Below are 20,807 nucleotides of genomic sequence, written 5' to 3'. Positions count from 1 at the left end.
CCGCGGGTGGCGCAAATCACCCGGGCCATCGGAGAGGTGGCAGAGTGGTTGAATGCACCGCACTCGAAATGCGGCATAGGTGCAAGCCTATCGGGGGTTCGAATCCCTCCCTCTCCGCCACCCTTCGCCTTGTCCAGCCCGGAGACATGGGTAACAGGTCGTACCTAAGACATGGGTGACAGCCTCGTGCCGAACGGGTTGTCGAGGGGTTGCAGGGTTTTCTGCTCCAGGTCGAAGTATCCCAAATCATAGTGCATGAAGCTGACGAGCCAAATGCCGTCGTCGACCTCCTTGATGCCGAGTTTTTTGTCCAGCCAGCACGGTGGAGAGGTTGATGCGCTTGCGATGCAGGCAGAGCCGTCCGCAGGCGATTGACGAGTTCCCCGCCGATCAGGCGTTCCTGGCTTCGCTCCGATCGGCCGGAATGGGCGGCTCGATCGATGTGCGCGCGGCGTGGGGGATGTTTTGCCACGACCTAGCGTGCTGGCGCTTGTTCGGTCATGGCGCGTTGATGATTGAGGTCACGGCTTCGAAGCAGTGCGTCGGCCAGGTCGGCATCAACCATGGGCCGCTGTTTCCGGAGCAGGAGCTTGGCTGGCTGCTCTATGACGGACAGGGCTACGCCACCGAGGCGGCGCTTGCCTTGCGCAACCGGACCTTTGCGGCAGCCGCGATCCGCTACAGCCTCGACCTCCCGGTATTTCGAACAGCCTTAGCGGGAAAACTAGCGATCCGAATCAGCCAACTGCGCCGTTTGGCGCCCGCCGTTCAACTCTCTCAACTGATTTACGTATTCCTCAGGCTTCAACAAATGGAATGGCGCCTTCAGGCCCATGAAGTTGGCGATGCGACCAATAAAGGCCGTGCAATTGGTCGTTTCCGCATTCCAAACAGGCGAGGTCGCCTGGAGGTGCTTGATGTACGCAAAGACCTTCTTCGCGTCGGCCTCGCTCAAGTACACGCGATAGCTGGCCGTCAGATACTGCTCGTCAAGGTCGCCGTAGCTCGCTCCGGTCTCGGAGGGCACCCAAGTAAGATGTCCGAGCACATAAGGCAGGACATCGCCCGCCGGGTGCAGCCCGGCGACTTCGACCTGCTTCTCGCTTGTCTTGCCGTACCAAACAAACGCATGCCCATAAGAAGCCGCCGTGCGGGCACGAAAGTCGACGTAGTACGGCCCTTTGGCCGAGGACCTTCGAACCGGCTTCGCGGCTGCTCCGGAAGCGGGACCGCTTGAACCCGCGACGGCCGTTGCCACAACCGACCTCGTCGACGGCTTACGCGGCTTGTCCTGCCGCAGCGGCGCTTGATCCGTTTGCGCAGCCAATTGCTGCGCATGACCGATGCCGGCTCCCAAAGTCACGGAAGCCACAATGACACCAATTCCGGCAAGCAGCCACAAGCCGCCCCGTGTCCGATTGGATTCTGGCACGTTCAAGCCCTCACAAGGGTAGTCGGCCCCAAGCAGCGCCTTCAGCAAAACTAAAGCGTGCGCTGACTGAGCGATCCTCGAGCTAACCCTTCGTCACGATCGGAGCAGGAGCTTTTCCAACCGGGTACTTGCCGACGGGGTACTTGCCAACCGGATACTTGCCGATCGGCATCTTGCCAACCGGAGCCGTAGCAGTAACCGGCTGCGGATGAGGAAGATCTGCCGCGCTGGCGGCAGCCACAAAACCAAACGTCGCAACTCCAGCAACCAGGAACTTCAACATCGTGATCTCCGAGATGGGTAGCGTGAACATGAACAGCCTACCCTCTAAAGGCCATGGCGTAATTAACGCTGTAGCAAAGCTGGCGCTTGCGCGGTCATTTCCTTGCCGAGTGTGACAAAAACGGCACGGCATTATTGCTTTGTGTGAGTATCCGGACGTGAGTTCGGCGAGAGGAGTCTCTTGTGGCCGGCTCGGAACAGCCTCGGTAAAAGGCGTCCGGTCCGGGCCATATATTCGCGATACTCGTCGCCGAAGGCTTCCAGCATCATCTGCTCTTCTCGGGCAACTCGCCCGAAAAACAAGGTTCCAAATCCGATCAGGCCTGCGAAACCGGCCACCCAGTTCGGAAGGAGCAATGCCTGAGCAGCAGCCCAAAGCCAGAATGCGGTATACATAGGATGGCGAACTGTCCGATAAATACCGTCTGTGATCAGGCGATGATTTTCCCGCACGTCGAGGCTTAAGGACCAATTCCGACCAAGAGCTCGGTGGGTCAGCCGGAACATGACCAGCGCCGCAACCGCGACGAAAACACCCAGCCAGGCTTGAGCTGGCCGGAAAGCGTATGATGCGAAATGAGGCATGGCCGTTGCGATGTAGACGAGCGGCACAATGCCAAGACCCGTGAGCGATATCAGCAGCAGGGTGTTTTCGCGCGAGCCTCGGGCGCTTCTCGCGACCTTTTCACGGCGAGCACGACGCGCGTGTCTGTAGCGGATGAGATACCAACCGACCGCCATCATCACGAACACGAACTTGGCAATACCGGGCGTCATCATGGACCACGCGCTTGTTTCGCTGGCGCGCCATCTTCGCCGATCATCGAAAGGGTAGCATCCTTGGCGAGCGTCTGAGATCTGACAGAAGCACGTCCACAGACCGGCATGAACCAATCATACAGGGCTTGCGGGTCGTTTCCACCGATTAGTTGGCAGTCCGACAGGTGGATCCTGGGTGGATGCGTCGCCCGGTTCGCTCTATCGAACCGGATAGCACAATGCCGGCATGGCAAGGCTTTTTCTATCTCGCGCGCGGCGGAGGCACGGTGGCTCTCCGGTCTATCTCCAACACTCGCGGGAGCAATTGCGACGCTATGAAAGCATGCCCGGCAGCCGTGAGGTGAATAAGATCGAAAGCGTAATACTGCGGAGGAATCTCTTCGTCGTACAAAATGACTTTGATGGCGCGATCACGGAGCCGTCGCTCCATCGCCGCGATGTTGGCCGCCCGCTGCTCCTTCGTGACAAGGAAGCGCCTATCGTTGCCTCCAGGCTGCAAGATGACGATGTCGGTTCCCTTTGGCACGTCGCTATCAATGCGCTTCAACATGCCGGCGGTGGTGTCAAAGGGAACTCCGGCATTGGCGACGGTCGCATTGACGCCCTTCTCTCTCAGCAGGGCTTCTAGCTTGGCCGGGTAAGCGCCTTGCCTCCCAACGTACCAGCCTTGGGTGTTGCTTGCGCCGACTGCCACGATATGAATCGGCTTTGTGAAGGCTGCACACACGGCCGCCACGCAACAAATGGCGATGGCGGCTGAGCGTTTTCTAAATGGCGTCACTGACTGTCTCCCGGCCTAAAGTGCTAAGCAAAAACAACACCGACACCGGGCTCCTGCAGGGACCTAATCTAAAGCCTCACATCTTGCGTCAACGCCAACTTCAAACTGTCCTTTTGGACGGTATGCTAAGAGTTGGTCGAAGCTCGGGCTGCAGATGAAACCGGGTTCGAAGGACTCTGATTTCTTCGTGGGCGCGCGACAGCCGATCCGATTGCCCTGATCTTTCGTAGAACCATGCTATGCAACGCCGTGTCTTTATCGATGTTGAAGTGAGTGACGTTTGCATTACGAACATAGAAATTCGTCAGCTCGCCGCGGAAGCCGGGTCCGCGACCTATTCTAACGCCTTCATTTTTGTACAGATTTAGAACGCGCCCTACGTTGGCCGATGCCATATGCGACGATGTTCCGTCGAATGGGACGACCAAAGCAACCGGCACGCCCATTTGGCCAAGGTGCTCTGCCATCGACATCACGGCATCTGCACCAAGAGAGTGCCCCACCAGTATGATAGGCCCGCGCTGGCCTGCCCTATATCTTACGATGATTTCGTCGGCGACGCTTCTCCATTGAGTGTGATTTGCGACAGCCGCGACAACGCCAGCCGCTTGCAACTGAGCGGCAAGGTCGTCCATGCCCAAAGAAAAGACGTTCAACAATCCGCGGAATAAATAAACGTGCGCCGCAGAAGAGTGCAGTCGAGCGGGCGAATTTGTCGATCTAAGCGCCACCGCCGTTCCGGGCTTCGCCTGAGCCCCATTGTTCAAAAGCAGACTGCTTGCCAAAAGAATCGTCAAGCCGGCGCAAATCAGCGCCGTGCTGCAACGCAATCTCTCCATTGTCAGAATCCCCGCCACCTCAGGTCGAGACGCATTAAATCAGACTTACGAATCGTGACAATCCTGAACGGCTTCGAAAAACGCGTTGAGGCGCGCAATTGGCTCGCTGTCGCGGATTTGCCACACGAAGAAAGCGATCGTGCCGCGACCGTCAGGACCCTCTACTGTCAGTGACTCCGGCGCCCTGCGCTTTTTTGCTCAAAGCCAAACTCAACGAGTGCCACCCCGCGGACGAAGTGGTAATTTTACAAGCCGAGATCCGCATCATCCATGTCAGGTTCGCCAAGGGCTGCGGTCAACGAGGAGTAGCGCCAAAGTGTCCATGCATTTCCGTCTTACAGAATGAGCGCCGATCAATATCTTTACAGAATTCGAGCTGCTGGATGATTCGACGACGGCACGTCTTTCACATTGGTGGTTACGATCCAATCACCCCCGAAGAGCAGGTCGAGCGCTTGCGGCGCTCGCTCTCGAGCTTCCAAAAGATTTGGGGCGCTTCTTCACGGCTGTCGGAGATATCGAACACGTCTGCAATTAGTGCTTCATGCAGCCTGGAAGCATGGGGGCCAAACTGGAAAACTCACGTCACCTTCGAAATACTCCGCTGGGATGATCTCATTCGGTGCGATTCGAAAGCCGGCTTCGTGTCTCGTCTCGTTCAATCCTTGAAAGCGCTATTCGACTTCATCGTGACGGGAACAATATTTAGATATGCGATCGCGAGCTGGAAGTACGCTGTCTTTTTCATCTTTCCATATTGCTGCTTGCTATTGATCGCATTTTGCAGCCTCGGGCTGTCATATCTGGTGATCAGGCTCATACACGCTACATTTTGGATCGAATTACTGCTTGGACTTTCTTTGTCGCTTGCCATCTTCGTCGGCGCGATGCTCTGGATCGGACCAAAGCGTAGGATAAATCACATTCTCGATGATGCCATTTTCTCCCACCAATTTCTTTACGGGCAGAAGAACAAACTTGACGAGCGGCTCGGCGCTTTTGCGAACCTGATATCAAGAACGGTTCGGGCCGCAGAAGTTGATGAAGTTCTGATTGTTGGCCACTCCCTCGGCGCAGCGCTCACAATTGCGGCGGTGGCGCGCGCGCTGACATCGGATCCTCCGCTCGAAACGTGTGGACCCAAACTATGCGTTCTCACGGTGGGCGCTACCATTCCTAAATTCGCGCTGCATCCGATGGGCGGCCAAATACGGAAAGCGGCGCAACTTGTGGCCGGAACGTCTGCGATAGGCTGGGTCGAATACCAGGCTCGAGATGACGCAATCAGCTTCTATCGCTTCGACCCCGTCACTCTGAAACGTGTCAGTCGAGACCATTCAGGTGGCCACCCAAGGATTCGGCGCGTCCAAATACATTCAATGATAAGTCCAATCCGCTTCAGACGTCATCGATTCGATTTTATGCAGATTCACTATCAGTTTCTAATGGGAAACGATCAACGTTCGGCTTACGACTATTGCATGATTACTTGCGGTCCGCTCGATTTCGACGTTTCGACTTCACCGTGCGGAGCGGTTGGCCTGTTCGACGCGGACGGTTCGGTGATGACGACCAAAGTTGATGATCGGCTGGATCCGTCATGCCGAGAATAGACGCGAGCCAGCGCAGCCAGGCGTCGTGCACGACATCCGTCGTGCACGACATCCTCCGCGTCCGCGACCGAGCCCAGCATCCGATAGGCTAGCCGGATCAGGCGCGGACGCAGCTCGGCGAAGATTTCGGCCGCCGACGCTTCGGCTGCATCGTTCATGACGCTGCCCGAACGGTCGCCGTGGCCGCGTCACGGCCGCGCACGAACTAAAGCGCGGTTTTCGCGACCCGCTTTCCCAGGTGACCGGCGGTTGCGAGATCGGATCCCGGCGGCGCGGTGTCCGCACCCTCGCGGTGTTCGATTGCGCGCCGGCTCCCAGCCAAAATCCCAGCCTGTTCGGATCGGCTTCCGATCCCGATGCGGAGTTGTTCCCTGGGGGCAGATCGAGATTGACCCAATGCATCCCATGCTGCGCGGCGAACAATGCAAGCTGGATCAATGTGGACAGCTTGTCGCCGGCGTGTGCCCCCGAATTGGTGAAGCCTGCCGCGAGCTTGTCTTTCCAGCGATAGCCTTTGGACATCACCGCGCGTGAAGTTGCTTCCTGAAAGGCTTTGAAGGCCGCGGAGGCGGCGCCCATGTAAGTGGGCGTGCCGAAGATCAGCGCTTCCGCATCCATCAGCCGATCCCAGTTCTGTTCCACGTTCTCGACGGGCACCAGAAGCGCCTCTGCGCCATCGATATCCTGGACGCCGGACCTGACGGCCTCCGCCTGCCGCCGGGTATGACCGTAGGCGCTATGATAGACGATTGCGATCAGGGTGCGACCACCGCCGGTTCCGAGTGTGTGCATGCTGTCCTCTGCTGCTGCCCTTGCAGAAGCCAAGACAAGACAGCGCGTCGAAACGTGACATGCCCTGCGAATTTTCGTCCGGAGGATGTTGCTCCAATTGACCGCCACGCAGGCCGGGAGCGGCGGCCGCCGGCTCCTTTGCATGGGGTTGTTTTCGATATTTTGGTGGGAGCCGCGGTCGCGTCGGGGGCGATCGACCCTCGCCGAAGGTTGACCCCGACAATCCCATCCATCATCACCGGGTGTCGGCAGCGAGGTCGAACCTCGCGCGGTCGCGCCGGTAACCTTAATTTTTCCTTTCGATTGTCGATAAAGTTTTATCGATTATCCTCGTGACAGTTGAGCGGTGTGACGAACCGCACGATGAGCGGCAACAGCCGAGTGGCTGGACAACCGCTCTGAAATCGAAGGGTGGGCAGAGCGCAGTGCCAGCCACCTTTCGGGCTGTCCGGCGGCGGCCGGCGGGGCAAATCAATTTTGAAGTGCTTTTGATTGCCAGGTTGCGGCGCATATCGCTCCGCATGAAGCCTTTCAATTGGGATGTTCCAAGATGACGCTCGCGCATGTCTTGATCGCGGCCGGTGGCGGCTTTTTGTTGCTCGCTGGCTTCGTCGCATTTGCCCTTTGGAGAAACGCGCTTCATTCGACGGCGCGGATTTAGCAACAGACCAGATTCAGCTCCGACGGCCTCGCGCTTGGGGACAAGCGAGGCTGGCGGGATGGCCGCACCGCCGCGCGGCCTGACAGCCGAGCACCGCGCCTTACGACCTACCCCAAGGCGACGCGTGCTCGGCTGTTCACTTTCCTGATCAATCTTCGCCGTTCGAACATTGATTGCGCAATGGCAATTGCTCCGCTCTCCGCGTCACCTCCACGACGCGAGATCCAGTCTGCGCGTGATCGCGATGGCCTCGAGGAAGGCCTCATCGTGGCTGACGACCAGCAGCGCGCCGTCATAGGCGCGCAAGCCGGCCTCGACCGCTTCCATGGATTCGATATCCAGGTGATTGGTCGGCTCGTCGAGGATCAGGAAAGGCGGCGGCCTCACGCCGCCCAGCACACAGGCAAGACCGGCGCGAAGCAACTGGCCGCCGGAGAGGCTCGCAACGGGCTGCAGCGCGGCATCGGCGCGGAACATGAATCGCGCCAGCGCCGCGCGACAGGCGTTCTCGCCGGCATCCGGATTGATGCGCCGGAAATTGTCCAGGATGGAGGCCGACGCATCGAGCAGGCTGACCGCCTGATCGAACATGGCGAACCGGGTCATCACCTCGACGGTGCCGCGCGCCGCGGTCAGGTCGCCACTGACGAGCTTGAGCAGCGTCGTCTTGCCGGCACCGTTGGGGCCAGTGATCGCGACGCGCTCCGGACCCGACATGGAGAAGGTGACGTCACGCAGGGTCGGCGCGTCCGCGCTGTAGCCGACATCGGCCGCGTCGATCCGCAACACCATCCTGCTCGCCGGCAGATGCGTCGAGGGCAGCTGCACCGCGAACGGTTGCAGCACCTCGATGCGCTGCCGCGCCGCGGTGGCAAGTTCGAGCGCTTGCGTCCGCCGTCGTTCGGCGAGGCGGGCGTTCTCGCCGCCGCTGTCCTCGCTGCGGTCCTTGCGCAGCCCGGCGGCGATGCGCGGCAGATCGCCCTTGGCGCGCTTCCTTGCACCCGCGCCGTCCTTGCGCGCCTTCCGTTCGTTGGCTTCTCTTGTGTTACGGTCGATCTCGGCGACGCGCTTCTCGGCATCGGCCAGATCGTGTCGTGCTGCCGACAGCTCGATGGCCTTGCGTGCGCGATACTGGCTCCAATTGCCGCCGTACCGCCTGGCTTCCAGCGATGTCAGTTCGACGATCGCATCCATCGTCTCCAGCAGTTCGCGGTCGTGGCTGACGATGATGGCGCCTTGCCGCCAGTCGGCGAGCAGGTCGATCACCGCCTCGCGTCCCGCGCGGTCGAGATTGTTGGTCGGCTCATCCAGCAGCAGAAAATCAGGTTGCGCGAAGGTCAGGGCGGCGAGGCGCGCCCGGGTGGCCTGGCCGCCGGACAGCGCTGCCAGCGGCGCGTCGAGTGCATCGCTCAGTCCGACGCGCTCGAGCGCGGCCGCGATGCGCGTATCGAGCGTCCAGTCGACGTCGGCAATCTCCTCGGAGCTCGCAAGGCCCTGTTCGGCACGACGTAGCGCGGCCAATGCGCGGCGCGCGTCGAACAGGTCGACGACGCGTTCATCCGGCTTTAGCTGAACCGTCTGATGCAGCATCCCGACGCGTCCCTGAACCGAGACCGTGCCGGATTGCGGCGTGCGCACCCTCGCGATGAGGCCGAGCAGCGTCGTCTTGCCGACGCCGTTCCTGCCGACAAGGCCGGTGCGTTCAGGTCCGAAATTCAGATCGACATTGGAAAGGAGAACCCGGCCGTCAGGCGCGGACAGGGTCAGGTGAGAAAGCGCGATCGATGCAGGCATGAATATCCCCGAGGGCAAGGCTGATGGGCGTTGCTGTCAGGGTGAAATCCATGGTCGCCGGCATCCTCGTGGATTGATGATTGACGTGATGTAGTTGTCTATTGAGCCGGGATCAAGGCGCGAAGCCAGCCGTCACGCGGCCTCGGCGAAGGTCCAGCGGTCTGGATCGGGCGTGTGGCCGATCAAAGCGAGGCCGTAGGCGATCGATTCGAATTGATCCGCCGAAGTCAGCCGTGCCGCGCCGAAGCGCTCGGCGAACAGCCGCTGCACGGCCGGCACGAACGAGGTGCCGCCGGTCAGGAACACCTTCTCGACGTCGCGCGCGGTGATGCCCGCCTTGGCCAGCGCCTCGTCCACCGTCGCGCCGAGCCGCTCGATGTCGTCGGCGATCCAGGATTCGAAATCGTCGCGCGTCACTGTGGCGCCGATATCGATGCCGTCGCGGGCGAAGCGGAACTCGACACGGTCGCGGCTCGACAGCGCGACCTTGGTGTCGGACACGGCGCGATAAAGCGCGAAGCCGAGATCGTGGTCGACGATGGTGATGAAGTCTTGCAGCGGCGCCGGATCGAGCGCGGTGCGCGCGAGCTGCTGCAACTCGCGCAAATCGCCATTGCCCCGCATCATCGCGAGCTGATGCCAGCGGGCGAGGCTCGAATAATAGTGATTGGGGATCGGCAGCACCTTGTCGAACGAGCGGTAGCTAGTGCCCTTGCCGAGTCGCGGCGAGACGATGTGGTCGACGATGCGGTAATCGAAGGTGTCGCCGGCGATGCCGATGCCGGCATGGCCCAGCGGTTCGGCGCGCAGCACGCCGCCCTTGCGCGAGAACCGCATCACGGAGAAGTCGCTGGTGCCGCCGCCGAAATCGGCGACCAGCACGGTGGCATCGTGGTCGAGTGTGCGCGCGAAGGAGAACGCCGCGCCGACCGGCTCGTAGACATAGCGCGCATGGCCGGCGCCGAGCCGCTCGAATGCAGCGCGGTAGCGCTGCATCGCGAGCTCGTCATTGGGATTGCCGCCGGCAAATTTCACCGGACGGCCGACCATGATGGTCGGCGCGCCGAGATCGAATCCTTCGCCGGCATGGCGCGTCAGCGTGCGCAGGAACGCCGCGAGCAGGTCCTCGAACTTGTAGCGTTGCCGGAAGATCTGGGTGGTGTTGAAGGCCGAGCTTGCCGCGAACGTCTTGAACGACTGGATGAAGCGATGGATCGTGCGTCCCTCGAGGAACTGCTCGATCGCCCACGGGCCGCCCTCGGCGCGCGGATGCAGGCCCGCGCCCGGCCGCTCCTCCCAGAAGCACAGCGCGGACACATAGACGCTATGCGTGCGGCCGCCGTGGTCGAAACGAACAGCCTCGACGCGGCCGTCGCCGTCGGACAGCGCGACCACGGTGTTGCTGGTGCCAAAATCGACGCCAATCGAGACGGCGGGCGGGGCGCTCGACATGTCATGCTCGGATTGTCCGTGAAAGGGGGCGGACCTTTAGCGGCTTTGGCCGGATTTGCCAACCCGTCTGGAGCTATCCAGTTGGGCCAGTTCCACCTCCCCTTGGAAAGGGGGGGTCGCTTTGCTCGCCAGAGCAAAGCGGGTGGGGATCCGCGCCCTCCGCAGAGAGCATTGCCTGCGGCTGACCCCCATCCCGACCTTCGGGAAGGAGAAGGAAGATGACGGCCTCGATGACGCGGCTCAATCCTTCAACGCGTAGGCGATGACGTAGTCGCCGCGTTTGGTGCCGAACGAGCCGTGGCCGCCGGCCGCGGTGACGACGTATTGCTTGCCGCCAGCCTCGTAGCTCATCGGCGTCGATTGCGCGCCGGCCGGCAGGCGATCCTCCCAGAGCACCTTGCCGTTGCGGACATCGTAGGCCCGGATCGCGTACTCATAGGTCCCGGTGTAGAACGCAACGCCGCCGGCGGTAGTGATCGGCCCGCCCAGCATCGGCACGCCCATCTTGAATGGAAGCGGCAGCGGCGTGGTGTCCCGGATCGTGCCGTTGGGATGCTGCCAGACGATCTTCATCGTCTTCAGATCGATCGCGGCCATCGAGCCCCATGGCGGCCGGTAGCACGGCACGGAGAGCGGCGAGAGGAAGCTCGAGATGCCGACGCCGAACGGCGTGCCGTACATCGGCTGCACCCCGACCTCGCTGCCGACCGGTTTCTCGGCCGTCGGCGCCGGAGGATTGAGCGGACCGCGCGGAATGAGCCTGGAGGCGAACGGCAACGACATCGGATTGGCGATGGCGATCTGCCTGACAGGATCGACCGCGATGCCGCCCCATTCGAACATGCCGAGATTGCCCGGGAAGACCAGCGTGCCCTGCAACGAGGGCGGCGTGAAGGTGCCTTCGTAGCGCAAGCGGTGGAACATGATCCGGCACAGCAACTGGTCGAAGATCGTGCCGCCCCACATGTCGGCGCCGGTCAGCTTAGCCTCCGGGCGGAAGGTCAGTTCGGAAAATGGCTGGGTCGCTGCAGAGCGGTCGCCGGGCGCGGGCCCTTGCGGCACCGCGCGTTCCGGCGCCGGCACGATCAGCTCGCCGGTCCTGCGGTCGAGCACGAAGATGTTGCCCACCTTGGTCGGCTGGATCAGCGCGGGAACGACGCCCTTGGCCGTCGTCACATCGACCAGGCTCGGTTGCGAGGGAACGTCCATGTCCCAGAGATCATGATGCACGGTCTGGTACGACCAGACGCGCTTGCCGGTGTTGACGTCAAGCGCGACGATGGCGCTGGAATAGCGCTCGACCAGCGCATCGCGATTGCCGCCCCAGATGTCAGGTCCGTTGTTGCCGGTCGGGATGTAGACCAGATTCAATTTCGGATCGAACGAGGCCGTGATCCAGGAATTCGGCGACCCGTTGGTGTAATGACGCGTCGGCGACGGCAATGCGTTCTCGTCCGCCGCGCCGGAATCCCAGGCCCAAACCAGCTTGCCGGTATAGACATCGAAGCCGCGGATCACGCCCGACGGCACCTCGACCGCATAATTGTCGATCACCGCGGCGGCCACGACCAGGATCTTGTCGCTGACGACCGGCGGCGACGTCGGCTCGAAGAAGCCGGCGGTCTTGATCCCCATGCCTTGCTGCAGGTCGAGGATGCCGTGATCGGCGAAGCCATCGCAGAGCTTGCCGCTGTCGGCATCGAGCGCGATCATGCGGCCGTCATTGACGGGCAGGAAGATCCGCCGTGGGCATTCGGCCGGCGCCGAATTGCCGCCAGAGTCGACGGCGCCCTGCGCGGTTTCGTGATAGGAGACGCCGCGGCAAGTCATGTGCTGGAACGTCTTGTTGTGCACGAGCTTGGGGTCGTAGCGCCAGCGCTTCGTGCCGGTCTTGGCGTCGAGCGCGAACAGCACCTGGTGCTGCGAGCAGAGATAGAGCGTGTCGCGCACCTTGATCGGGGTGACCTCGAAGGTGGTCTCCCCGGAATCGTCTGGTGTCTTCACGTCGCCGGTGCGGAAGGTCCAGGCGACCTTGAGGTTGCCGACATTGTCAGGCGTGATCTGCTTCAGCGGCGAATAGCGCTGTCCGAACTGCGTACGTCCATAGGCGCGCCAGTCGCCGTCCGGCTGCGGGTCGGCTTCGCTTTGCGGCACGGCAGAGCCGGACTCGGCAATCGTGCCGTTGATGTCGTGATAGCTGGACAGCAGCCCGGCGATGAGCACCGCCGCAGCAGCGACGACGCCGATCCAGAGTGGCGCCGTCGCGCGCATGTAAGGCACCGGCCCGCTTCGTGTCAGGGCACGAACGATCACCGGCGTAAGCAGCCAAAGGGCCATGGGGAAGATGATGTCGCCACGCGCCGCGAGCGGCCACCAGTCGAACCGCACCTCATAGACGGCCCACGCCAGCGTGCCGAGCAGCACGATCGCAAACAGCCAGAGCGCCTGATGGCGCCGCGCCAGCAACAGCGCAGCCGTGGCGAGAATGCCGACGCCGAGGACAATGTAGAAGGGCGATCCACCTAGTGCGGCGAGCCAAATGCCCCCGCCCGCGAGGACCAGGCCGATCAGGGCGTAGACGATAGCCGTGATGAAGACTGCCCTGGATCGCTGCATGGTCGCCCCGGTGCGGGGGAGGGATCGGGCTTGTCCCGCACAAGCGCGACAGACCGCGTCCGCCATCGCGGACTGTCGTTCAGCCAACCGCAACTTGCAACCTGGAACTGCGATGTTGATGTGCCACAAGCGCGTAAGGTTGCTATGCGAAACCCGCCGAAGCAAATCATTCAAAATGCGCGCATCTTCAACGGGGAGCAGTGGAGCTGCGGGGCTGACGCAAAGGTGAGAGAATTCAGCGAATTTTGAATCGACGCGCTCTTCCAGTCCTGTGCAGGCGCTGCTCTATACCGTTCCGCGGATCGCACCGCGGATGGTTGGCGCGCAGGAGAAGCAACAATGACACTGAACCCCACTGCCGAGAATTATCGTGTCGCGGTCGCCGCCTACGAGGCGGGCCGGCCGAGCTACCCTGCGGAGATCGTCGCCGCGCTGCCGCTTGCGGCCGCGCGCTGCGTCGTTGACCTCGGTGCCGGAACCGGCAAGTTCACCCGCCTGCTGCTGCAGCATTTGCCCGCGGCTGCGCGCCTGATCGCGGTCGAGCCCGTCGCCGAGATGTCGGCCAGGCTGGCCAGGGAAGCCGGGGTGGAGGTCATCAACACGCGCGCCGATGCGATCAATCTTGATACCGGCAGCGTCGACCTCGTCACCTGCGCCCAGGCGTTCCACTGGTTCGACAACGAGGCGTCGGTGGCCGAGATCGCGCGACTGCTGCATCCCGGCGGGACGCTTGCGCTGGTCTGGAACAACCGGGATGACCGCACGCCGTGGGTCGACGCGTTGTCCGTCATGATCGAGGGCTATGCGGGCGACACGCCCCGGCAACGGACCGGACGCTGGCGCTGGATCCTGAAGGACCCGCGCTTCGTGCTTGAGAGGGAAATCGCGCAGGACCATCCGCACCGGATGAAGCGACAGGACGTCTTCGAGCGCATCGCATCGACGAGCTATGTCGCCAATTTGCCCGATGCGGAGAAGGCGATCCTGCGCGACAAGACCGACAATATCCTGCGCGAAGCCGGTCTCGGCGACGCCGACGAAGTGGTGTTTCCCTATGTCACGCAGCTCTTCTTGCTGAAGCGGGCATAGACCGCGCTATTGCGCGGCACGTCCTTGCTCGACCGCCTGCTTCAGGCGCGGCAGCGTCATGCGCCAGTAGAAGGCAACGTGTTTGGCGCCTGAGTCAGGCCCGATTTCCCAGCCGCTTCCGCGGCGGATCGGCGAAGGCGGCACCTGCTGGGTGACGGTCAGCACCGTTTCGCCGCCGTCAGGCGCGAGCGTCATCGTGATCGTTGCATAGGATTGCGGAACATCCGGCAGGCCGGAGACCTGCGACCAATAGGAGTATTCGAGCCGCATCGGCGGCTCGATATGGAGGACGCGGCCCCTGTCGCGATAGCGCTTTGTGCCGATCTCCGCCTCGATCTCGATCGGCGCGCCGATCCGCCAATCGGTCCTGAAATGCGCGTTGCGCCATCTCTCGCCCGCTTTGGAGTCCATGATCGCGTCCCACACCTGCCTTGGCTCGGCAGCGATGCGGATCGTTTCGGTGACGGACTGAAAGGCCGGGGGCTCGTGCGTCATCGAATGCTCACTTGTCGCCCACGACCTTCCATTTTCCATCGGCGCCGCGCCGCAGCGAGGGATCGCCGATGCGGATGTGTTGCGCAAGAAAATCGATGAAAGCGCGGACCCGTGCCGGCAGCGGGCCGGCATGGCCGACATAGACCGCGTGGATGTCCTCGCGGTCGCCGGGATTGAGATTTTGCAGCACCGGCACCAGGCGCCCGGCCTCGATATCGGGGCCGATGTGAAACAGCGCCAATCGTCCGAGCCCGATACCGCCGAGCGTGAGCTGGCGCGCGGCTTCGCCGTCACTGACGCGGGCAACCGGCGGCGGCAGCGCTTCTTCGATCCGTTCAGCGCGGCGAAACGGCCAGCCGCGGATGCTGCGTGGAAAGGTCCAGCCGATGCCGCGATGGTCGGCGAGGTCGGCCGGCGTCTTCGGCGTGCCGAAGCGGGCGAGGTAGGACGGCGCGGCGGCCACCACCATGCGGCTGGTGCCGAGCTTGCGTGCGATCAGCCGCGAGGCGCCGAGCGGGCCGACCCGGATCGCGACATCAGCGCGCGCCTGCATCAGATCGACCAGCGTGTCGGTCAGCACGATGTCGAGCGTGATATCGGGATGTTCGCGCATGAAGCGCGGCAGCAGCGGCATCACATGCAGCATGCCGAACGGGATGTTGCTGTTCACGGTGAGATGGCCGCGCGGCACGCATGAGGCGGCCTCGCGTTCGGCCTCGTCGATATCGGCGAGGATGCGCTGGGCGCGCTGATAGAAGGCCTGGCCTTCCTCGGTGAGCTGCAGCTTGCGCGTGGTGCGGTTGACCAGCCGCGTGCCGAGCCGGGTCTCGAGCCGCGAGACCAGCTTGCTGACGCCGGACGGTGTCTGGCGCAGGCTGTTCGCGGCAGCCGTGAAGCCGCCGAGATCGACGACGCGGACGAATACGTCCATCTCGCCGGAGCGGTTGGTATCTGTGCGGGCCATCTTGAATTCAAGTCACAAATGATTGGATTGCGGTCATTCTAATCCTTCCCCGCCCGGACCGCTATCTCGCTTTGCGGAATCCTTTTTGTCCGGAGCGACACATGCCTGCTGCAGTCCTTGCCTTGACCGCCGGTGCCTTTGGTATCGGCACCACCGAATTCCTCATCATGGGACTGCTGCTGCAAGTCGCCGCCGACATGCAGGTATCCGTATCCGCGGCTGGCCTGCTGATCTCCGGCTATGCGCTCGGCGTATTCGTCGGCGCGCCGATCCTGACGCTGGCAACACGGCGGATGCCGCGCAAGGCGGTTTTGCTGGCGCTGATGGCGATCTTCACGCTCGGCAACGCAGCGTGTGCGCTGGCGCCGAGCTACGGGCTCTTGATGGCGGCACGCATTCTCACCTCGCTGGCGCACGGCACCTTCTTCGGCGTCGGCTCCGTGGTGGCGACAGGCCTCGTCCCGGAAGACAAGCGCGCGTCGGCGATCGCCACGATGTTCATCGGGCTCACGGTCGCGACCCTGCTCGGCGTGCCCTTCGGCGCTTGGTTCGGGCTGATGCTCGGCTGGCGCGCGGCGTTCTGGGCGGTGGCGGCGATCGGCGTGATCGCGTTCATCGTGCTGGCGGTGCTGGTCCCCGGCCATGTCGGCGCCAACGACAAGCCTGCGCCGCTGCGCGAGGAACTCGCCGTGCTCGGCCGCCCGCAGGTGTTGCTCGGGCTTGCCATGACGGTGTTCGGCTTCGGCGGGCTGTTCGCGGTCTTCACCTATGTGCAGCCGATCCTGACGCGGCTCACCGGATTCTCCGACGCCGCGGTGTCGCCGATCCTGCTGGTGTTCGGTGCCGGCCTTGCGATCGGCAACGTCGCCGGCGGACGGCTCGCCGACAAGGGACTTGCGCGGGCGCTGCTGGTGTCGCTCGGCGGCCTCGCCGCCGTGCTCGTCGCGCTGACGGCGGTCGTCTCGATCAAGGCATTGGCGGTCGTGCTGCTGTTCATTCTCGGCATCGCCGCGTTCGCGACCGTCGCGCCGCTGCAGCTCCGCGTGCTCGAAGCCGCCGGCGTCGAAGGGCGGACGCTGGCCTCCAGCCTGAACATCGCGGCGTTCAATCTCGGCAACGCGCTCGGCGCCTGGGCCGGCGGCGTCACCATCGATCGCGGCCTCGGCCTCGGCGCGCTGCCGCTGGTGGCCGCCGTCATCACTGCAATCGGCCTGCTGCTCGCGCTGTGGAGCCTGCGCCTCGATCGGCCGATCGCGCTCGCCGCGCAGTGCCCGGCGGAATGAATCGGATCAAGGGAGCATGACCATGGAATACCGCAATCTCGGTGCATCCGGCCTGAAGGTCCCCGTGCTTAGCTTCGGCGCCGGCACCTTCGGTGGCCAGGGGCCGCTGTTCTCGGCCTGGGGCCGCAGCGACGCCAGCGAGGCGCGCCGGTTGATCGACATCTGCCTCGAGGCCGGCGTCAATTTGTTCGACACCGCCGATGTCTATTCAAACGGCGCGTCGGAGGAGATCCTCGGCGCCGCGATCAAGGGCCGCCGCGACAAGGTGTTGATCTCGACCAAGACCGGCCTGCCGATGGGCGACGGCCCGCTCGATGCCGGTACGTCGCGATATCGCCTGGCCGCCGCGGTCGACGCCGCGCTTCGCCGGCTCAACACCGACTATATCGACCTGCTGCAGCTTCATGCTTTCGATGCCTTCACGCCGGTCGATGAAGTGCTGTCGACGCTCGATGCGCTGGTGCGCGCCGGCAAGCTGCGCTATGTCGGCGCCTCGAATTTCTCCGGCTGGCATCTGATGAAATCGCTCGGTGCCGCCGAGCGGCACGGCTGGCCGCGCTATGTGGCGCACCAGGTCTATTATTCGCTGGTCGGCCGCGACTATGAATCCGAGCTGATGCCGCTCGCGCTCGACCAGGGCGTCGGCGCGCTGGTCTGGAGCCCGCTCGGCTGGGGCCGCCTCACCGGCAAGATCAGGCGCGGGCAGCCATTGCCGACCAACAGCCGCCTGCACGAGACCGCGCAGTTCGGGCCGCCGGTCGACGACGAGAAGCTTTACGCGATCGTCGACGCGCTGGACGCGGTCGCCACGGAGACCGGCCGCAGCGTGCCGCAGATCGCGATTGCCTGGCTGTTGGCGCGGCCGAGCGTGTCGTCCGTAATCATTGGCGCCCGCGATGAGGCGCAGTTGCGCGACAATCTCGGCGCGGTCGGATGGTCGCTCTCGCCGGACCAGATCGCGCGTCTCGACCGCGCGAGCGCAGTGATGCCGGCCTATCCCCTACTATCCCTACCGAATCCAGGAAGGCTTCGCGCGCCTCAATCCGCCGCCAGTGTGAGTCCGTCGCAGACTCGGTCTCATGCCTGGACGGTGTGCTCGCAGACCTGCCGGCGGTATTCCGCCGGCGTCACGTTCATGTGCTGCCGGAACACGCGATTGAGGTGGCTTTGATCGGCGAAGCCGGCGAGCAGCGCGATCTCCTTCAGCGCGACGCGGTCCTTGCGCAGATGCTGGCACGCATGCTCCACCTTGCGCCGCAGGACATAGGCATGCGGCCGCATGCCGTAATGCACGCGGAATTTGCGGGCGAACTGGACCGGCGTGCAATTGCAGATGTTCGCGAGCTCCTCCAGCGTGATGTTCCGGAAGATGTTCTGCTCGATATAGTCCTCGATCAGCCGGGCATGCGCCGGGCGAAAGGGTCCTTGCGCGCAGGGCATCTTGAACTCGATCGCCGCATATTTCCGCAGGATATGCACGCTCGCCTGCAGCGCCAGTGCATCATAGCAGAGCCGTCCACCGGGACCGCCCGCGGCGACTTCCTGGACCATTTGATCGTTGATCCAGGTCAGCATTGGGTCTTCGACCTTGAGCAGGTCGTGAATCTCGATCGTTTCGGCGTCGCGGTCGAAGGCATCGCTCGCGGTCTTCGTCATGAGGGCAGGAGAGATGTAGAAATGGCTGACCTCAATGTCGTTGTTCCAATGCCAGCTTGACGGCTCGGCGCGCGTCATGAGCGACGTGACGCCGCGACCGACTTGATCCTGCTTCCACGCGCCGGTGACGCGGCGGTTCATCGACGTCACGCCGTCGCGATAGAGCACCAGGAGGAAGTTTGCCGACGGCGGGACCCAGATATCCGACGGCGCATAGCGGAAAATTCGCAGCCGGAAATCGCTTCTCCCGACTGACAAACTATCCAGCTTCATCTCGCCGGGAGCGTAGCGCGGCAGCTCCTCGACCGTGATCAATTGGCCCATCGCGTGAGCCTCCTCCCTGGGATTGGTGGCGCGGTTGACCGCTTGTTCTTGGCCGGACGGCTGAGCGCAGAATAGGCCGCTTTCGCCATTTGCCAAGCCGACCAACGGCCGGTGCTCGATTGCACGGTCGCGTTCCAGAGATTGTCGGTTTCATCCAAGCCGCGCGGCCGAACGGCCCGTAGCCTGCTCTGCGTTTCGGCGACAACGCGAACGGCCGAGACCCAAATTGACGCAACGCACCATCATCCGGCGACACCGCGGGTGGGAAGGTGCGTGCGAGAAGCCAGACACAGGAGGAAACCATGACCGAGACCGTCACAAGGTCGAAAGGAAGCAATGGTGCGCATGCAACGACCAAGCTCGACGCCGTGGTCGTCGGCGCCGGCGTCGCCGGTCTCTATCAATTGTTCCGCCTGCGTGAGCAGGGACTGAGCGTGAAGGCGATCGACGCCGGGTCCAGCGTCGGCGGCACCTGGTACTGGAACCGTTATCCCGGGGCGCGCTTCGATTCCGAAGGCCACACCTATCAGTACCTGTTCTCCGAGGAGCTCTACAAAGGCTGGAGCTGGAGCGAGCGATTCCCGGGCCAGCCGGAAATCGAGCGCTGGCTGAACTACGTCGCCGACCGCCTCGACCTCAGGAAGGACATTCAATTCGGCACCACGGTGAAGAGCGCGCATTTCGATGAGGCGACACAACGCTGGCTGGTCGCGACCGACCAGGGCGACGTGATCGATACCCAGTTCCTCGTCACCTGCTGCGGCATGCTCTCGGCCCCGCACGTGTCCTTCCCGGGACAGGAGACGTTCAAGGGCAAGCTGTTCCACACCGCGCGCTGGCCCAAGGGGCCGATCGAGCTTGCCGGCAAACGCGTCGGCGTGGTCGGCAATGGCGCGACCGGAATCCAGGTGATCCAGTCGATCGCCGGTGAGGTCGGCCACCTCAAGGTGTTCATCCGCACCCCGCAATACATCATCCCGATGAAGAACCCGAAATGGGACGCGTCGGATGCCGAGGCCTACAAGTCGAAGTTCAAATTCCTCACCGAGCGGCTGCCGAAGACGTTCACCGGATTCGAATTCGACTTCGAGCACGCCTGGGCCGACCTGACGCCACAGCAGCGCCGCGAGGTGATCGAGGACTGCTGGAACGACGGATCCCTGAAGCTGTGGGTCTCGTCCTTCGCCGAACTGTTCTTCGACGAAGCCGTCAACGCCGAGGTCACCGAATTCGTCCGCGAGAAGATGCGCGAGCGGATCAAGGACCCCAAGCTGTGCGAACAGCTGATTCCCGCCGACTACGGCTTCGGCACGCACCGGGTGCCGCTCGAGAGCAATTTCCTCGAGGCCTTCCACCGGCCCAATGTCGAGATCGTCAGCGTCAAGAACAATCCGATCGCCCGCATCACGCCTGAGGGCATCCAGACCGCCGACGGCACGGTGCACGAGTTCGACGTCATCATCCTGGCGACCGGCTTCGACGCCGGAACGGGAGCGCTGACGCGGATCGACATCCGCGGCCGCGACGGGCGATCGCTGAAGGACGATTGGGGCAGGGACATCCGCACCACGATGGGCTTGCAGGTCCATGGCTATCCGAATCTGTTCACAACGGCGGTGCCGCTCGCGCCCTCGGCCGCACTCTGCAACATGACCACCTGCCTGCAGCAGCAGGTGGAGTGGATTGCCGACTGCATCAAATATTTGCGCGGCAAGAACCTGAACGTCATCGAGCCGACCAGGGATACCGAGGATCAGTGGGTGGCGCATCACGATGAGACCGCCAACGCAACGCTGATCGCCAAGACCAACTCCTGGTACCTGGGCTCCAATGTCGAGGGCAAGCCGCGCCGGGTGCTGTCCTATTGCGGCGGTGTCGGCACCTATCGCCAGAAATGCGATGAGGTCGCCGCGAGCGGCTATCGCGGTTTTGCCACGCAGTAGGGCTGACCGCA

15 protein-coding genes, 1 tRNA gene and 5 pseudogenes are annotated in these 20,807 nt (G+C 63.1%); 7 read left to right on the top strand and 14 right to left on the bottom strand.

Annotated elements, in window-relative coordinates; all coding sequences use genetic code 11:
* The first annotated feature begins 30 nt into the window (after positions 1–30).
* Positions 31–120 (top strand) — tRNA-Ser (locus ACVMDN_RS36275).
* A gap of 44 nt (positions 121–164) precedes the next feature.
* On the opposite strand, the pseudogene ACVMDN_RS36270 reads toward ACVMDN_RS36275, so the two are convergent.
* Positions 165–369 (bottom strand): annotated as a pseudogene (locus tag ACVMDN_RS36270) (IS481 family transposase); the annotation flags it as partial.
* Between ACVMDN_RS36270 and ACVMDN_RS36265 the strand changes: the two are divergent.
* A pseudogene (locus tag ACVMDN_RS36265) lies at positions 335–790 on the top strand (GNAT family N-acetyltransferase); the annotation flags it as partial. The pseudogenes ACVMDN_RS36270 and ACVMDN_RS36265 sit on opposite strands and share 35 nt — an antisense overlap.
* Here ACVMDN_RS36265 and ACVMDN_RS36260 read toward each other — a convergent pair.
* The 5 genes from ACVMDN_RS36260 to ACVMDN_RS36240 form a co-directional block, all read right to left on the bottom strand.
* Complete coding sequence (locus ACVMDN_RS36260; RefSeq protein ID WP_229191612.1) at positions 725–1,402, bottom strand: hypothetical protein; 678 nt, start codon at positions 1,400–1,402, stop codon at positions 725–727. The pseudogene ACVMDN_RS36265 and the gene ACVMDN_RS36260 overlap by 66 nt on opposite strands.
* Positions 1,403–1,514: 112 nt before the next feature.
* Positions 1,515–1,715: a hypothetical protein gene (locus ACVMDN_RS36255; protein WP_057020971.1), complete on the bottom strand. Its 201-nt coding sequence runs from the start codon at positions 1,713–1,715 to the stop codon at positions 1,515–1,517.
* A gap of 131 nt (positions 1,716–1,846) precedes the next feature.
* A complete protein-coding gene (locus tag ACVMDN_RS36250) occupies positions 1,847–2,491 on the bottom strand; it encodes a protein-S-isoprenylcysteine O-methyltransferase (protein ID WP_083715233.1) in 645 nt (214 codons plus the stop codon).
* A gap of 244 nt (positions 2,492–2,735) precedes the next feature.
* Positions 2,736–3,275 carry an SGNH/GDSL hydrolase family protein gene (locus tag ACVMDN_RS36245; protein WP_244559011.1) on the bottom strand — a complete coding sequence of 180 codons (540 nt, stop codon included), beginning with the start codon at positions 3,273–3,275 and terminating at the stop codon, positions 2,736–2,738.
* A 125-nt stretch (positions 3,276–3,400) separates the two neighbouring features.
* Entirely contained in the window at positions 3,401–4,114 is a 714-nt protein-coding gene (locus ACVMDN_RS36240; RefSeq protein ID WP_141342041.1) for a thioesterase domain-containing protein, read from the bottom strand.
* A 383-nt stretch (positions 4,115–4,497) separates the two neighbouring features.
* On the opposite strand from ACVMDN_RS36240, the gene ACVMDN_RS36235 reads away from it, so the two are divergent.
* Positions 4,498–5,727, top strand: a complete 1,230-nt coding sequence (locus ACVMDN_RS36235) for a hypothetical protein (protein ID WP_057020899.1) — start codon at positions 4,498–4,500, stop codon at positions 5,725–5,727.
* 38 nt (positions 5,728–5,765) lie between these two features.
* On the opposite strand, the pseudogene ACVMDN_RS36230 reads toward ACVMDN_RS36235, so the two are convergent.
* The 5 genes and pseudogenes from ACVMDN_RS36230 to ACVMDN_RS36210 form a co-directional block, all read right to left on the bottom strand.
* Positions 5,766–5,885: pseudogene (locus tag ACVMDN_RS36230) on the bottom strand (sigma factor); the annotation flags it as partial.
* Between the two features lie 47 nt (positions 5,886–5,932).
* Positions 5,933–6,519: pseudogene (locus ACVMDN_RS36225) on the bottom strand (flavodoxin family protein).
* 865 nt (positions 6,520–7,384) lie between these two features.
* Positions 7,385–8,974: an ABC-F family ATP-binding cassette domain-containing protein gene (locus ACVMDN_RS36220; protein ID WP_076834598.1), complete on the bottom strand. Its 1,590-nt coding sequence runs from the start codon at positions 8,972–8,974 to the stop codon at positions 7,385–7,387.
* A gap of 132 nt (positions 8,975–9,106) precedes the next feature.
* The gene (locus ACVMDN_RS36215) at positions 9,107–10,426 is read right to left on the bottom strand and encodes an Hsp70 family protein (RefSeq protein ID WP_076834596.1); all 1,320 of its coding nucleotides are present in this window, start codon (positions 10,424–10,426) and stop codon (positions 9,107–9,109) included.
* A gap of 240 nt (positions 10,427–10,666) precedes the next feature.
* Positions 10,667–13,042: a glucose/quinate/shikimate family membrane-bound PQQ-dependent dehydrogenase gene (locus tag ACVMDN_RS36210; protein WP_141342044.1), complete on the bottom strand. Its 2,376-nt coding sequence runs from the start codon at positions 13,040–13,042 to the stop codon at positions 10,667–10,669.
* A 339-nt stretch (positions 13,043–13,381) separates the two neighbouring features.
* Between ACVMDN_RS36210 and ACVMDN_RS36205 the strand changes: the two genes are divergently transcribed.
* Positions 13,382–14,131: a class I SAM-dependent methyltransferase gene (locus ACVMDN_RS36205; protein ID WP_076834593.1), complete on the top strand. Its 750-nt coding sequence runs from the start codon at positions 13,382–13,384 to the stop codon at positions 14,129–14,131.
* A gap of 6 nt (positions 14,132–14,137) precedes the next feature.
* On the opposite strand, the gene ACVMDN_RS36200 is transcribed toward ACVMDN_RS36205, so the two are convergent.
* Positions 14,138–14,626 carry an SRPBCC family protein gene (locus ACVMDN_RS36200; RefSeq protein ID WP_076834591.1) on the bottom strand — a complete coding sequence of 163 codons (489 nt, stop codon included), beginning with the start codon at positions 14,624–14,626 and terminating at the stop codon, positions 14,138–14,140.
* Between the two features lie 7 nt (positions 14,627–14,633).
* Complete coding sequence (locus ACVMDN_RS36195) at positions 14,634–15,590, bottom strand: LysR family transcriptional regulator (protein WP_076834588.1); 957 nt, start codon at positions 15,588–15,590, stop codon at positions 14,634–14,636.
* Positions 15,591–15,691: 101 nt separating this feature from the next.
* Between ACVMDN_RS36195 and ACVMDN_RS36190 the strand changes: the two genes are divergently transcribed.
* Together ACVMDN_RS36190 and ACVMDN_RS36185 are read left to right on the top strand one after the other, a co-directional pair.
* Positions 15,692–16,873: an MFS transporter gene (locus ACVMDN_RS36190; RefSeq protein WP_076834586.1), complete on the top strand. Its 1,182-nt coding sequence runs from the start codon at positions 15,692–15,694 to the stop codon at positions 16,871–16,873.
* Between the two features lie 22 nt (positions 16,874–16,895).
* A pseudogene (locus ACVMDN_RS36185) lies at positions 16,896–17,931 on the top strand (aldo/keto reductase).
* Between the two features lie 19 nt (positions 17,932–17,950).
* Here the strand turns inward: ACVMDN_RS36185 and ACVMDN_RS36180 are convergent.
* A complete protein-coding gene (locus ACVMDN_RS36180) occupies positions 17,951–18,853 on the bottom strand; it encodes an AraC family transcriptional regulator (RefSeq protein WP_076834585.1) in 903 nt (300 codons plus the stop codon).
* Positions 18,854–19,155: 302 nt separating this feature from the next.
* Here ACVMDN_RS36180 and ACVMDN_RS36175 point away from each other — a divergent pair, with 302 nt between their 5' ends.
* Positions 19,156–20,796: a flavin-containing monooxygenase gene (locus ACVMDN_RS36175; RefSeq protein WP_076834583.1), complete on the top strand. Its 1,641-nt coding sequence runs from the start codon at positions 19,156–19,158 to the stop codon at positions 20,794–20,796.
* The last annotated feature ends 11 nt before the right edge of the window (positions 20,797–20,807 follow it).

The organism is Bradyrhizobium sp. USDA 4510 (assembly GCF_054059095.1).
This window is presented reverse-complemented; position numbering and strand designations above follow the sequence as displayed.

Coding starts and splice junctions, on each gene's coding strand:
- ACVMDN_RS36220 (WP_076834598.1), bottom strand. CDS start 8,974: ATGCCTGCATCGATCGCGCTTTCTCACCTGACCCTGTCCGCGCCTGAC.
- ACVMDN_RS36190 (WP_076834586.1), top strand. CDS start 15,692: ATGCCTGCTGCAGTCCTTGCCTTGACCGCCGGTGCCTTTGGTATCGGC.
- ACVMDN_RS36175 (WP_076834583.1), top strand. CDS start 19,156: ATGACCGAGACCGTCACAAGGTCGAAAGGAAGCAATGGTGCGCATGCA.
- ACVMDN_RS36210 (WP_141342044.1), bottom strand. CDS start 13,042: ATGCAGCGATCCAGGGCAGTCTTCATCACGGCTATCGTCTACGCCCTG.
- ACVMDN_RS36200 (WP_076834591.1), bottom strand. CDS start 14,626: ATGACGCACGAGCCCCCGGCCTTTCAGTCCGTCACCGAAACGATCCGC.
- ACVMDN_RS36215 (WP_076834596.1), bottom strand. CDS start 10,426: ATGTCGAGCGCCCCGCCCGCCGTCTCGATTGGCGTCGATTTTGGCACC.
- ACVMDN_RS36195 (WP_076834588.1), bottom strand. CDS start 15,590: ATGGCCCGCACAGATACCAACCGCTCCGGCGAGATGGACGTATTCGTC.
- ACVMDN_RS36235 (WP_057020899.1), top strand. CDS start 4,498: ATGATTCGACGACGGCACGTCTTTCACATTGGTGGTTACGATCCAATC.
- ACVMDN_RS36205 (WP_076834593.1), top strand. CDS start 13,382: ATGACACTGAACCCCACTGCCGAGAATTATCGTGTCGCGGTCGCCGCC.
- ACVMDN_RS36255 (WP_057020971.1), bottom strand. CDS start 1,715: ATGTTGAAGTTCCTGGTTGCTGGAGTTGCGACGTTTGGTTTTGTGGCT.
- ACVMDN_RS36180 (WP_076834585.1), bottom strand. CDS start 18,853: ATGGGCCAATTGATCACGGTCGAGGAGCTGCCGCGCTACGCTCCCGGC.
- ACVMDN_RS36250 (WP_083715233.1), bottom strand. CDS start 2,491: ATGACGCCCGGTATTGCCAAGTTCGTGTTCGTGATGATGGCGGTCGGT.
- ACVMDN_RS36240 (WP_141342041.1), bottom strand. CDS start 4,114: ATGGAGAGATTGCGTTGCAGCACGGCGCTGATTTGCGCCGGCTTGACG.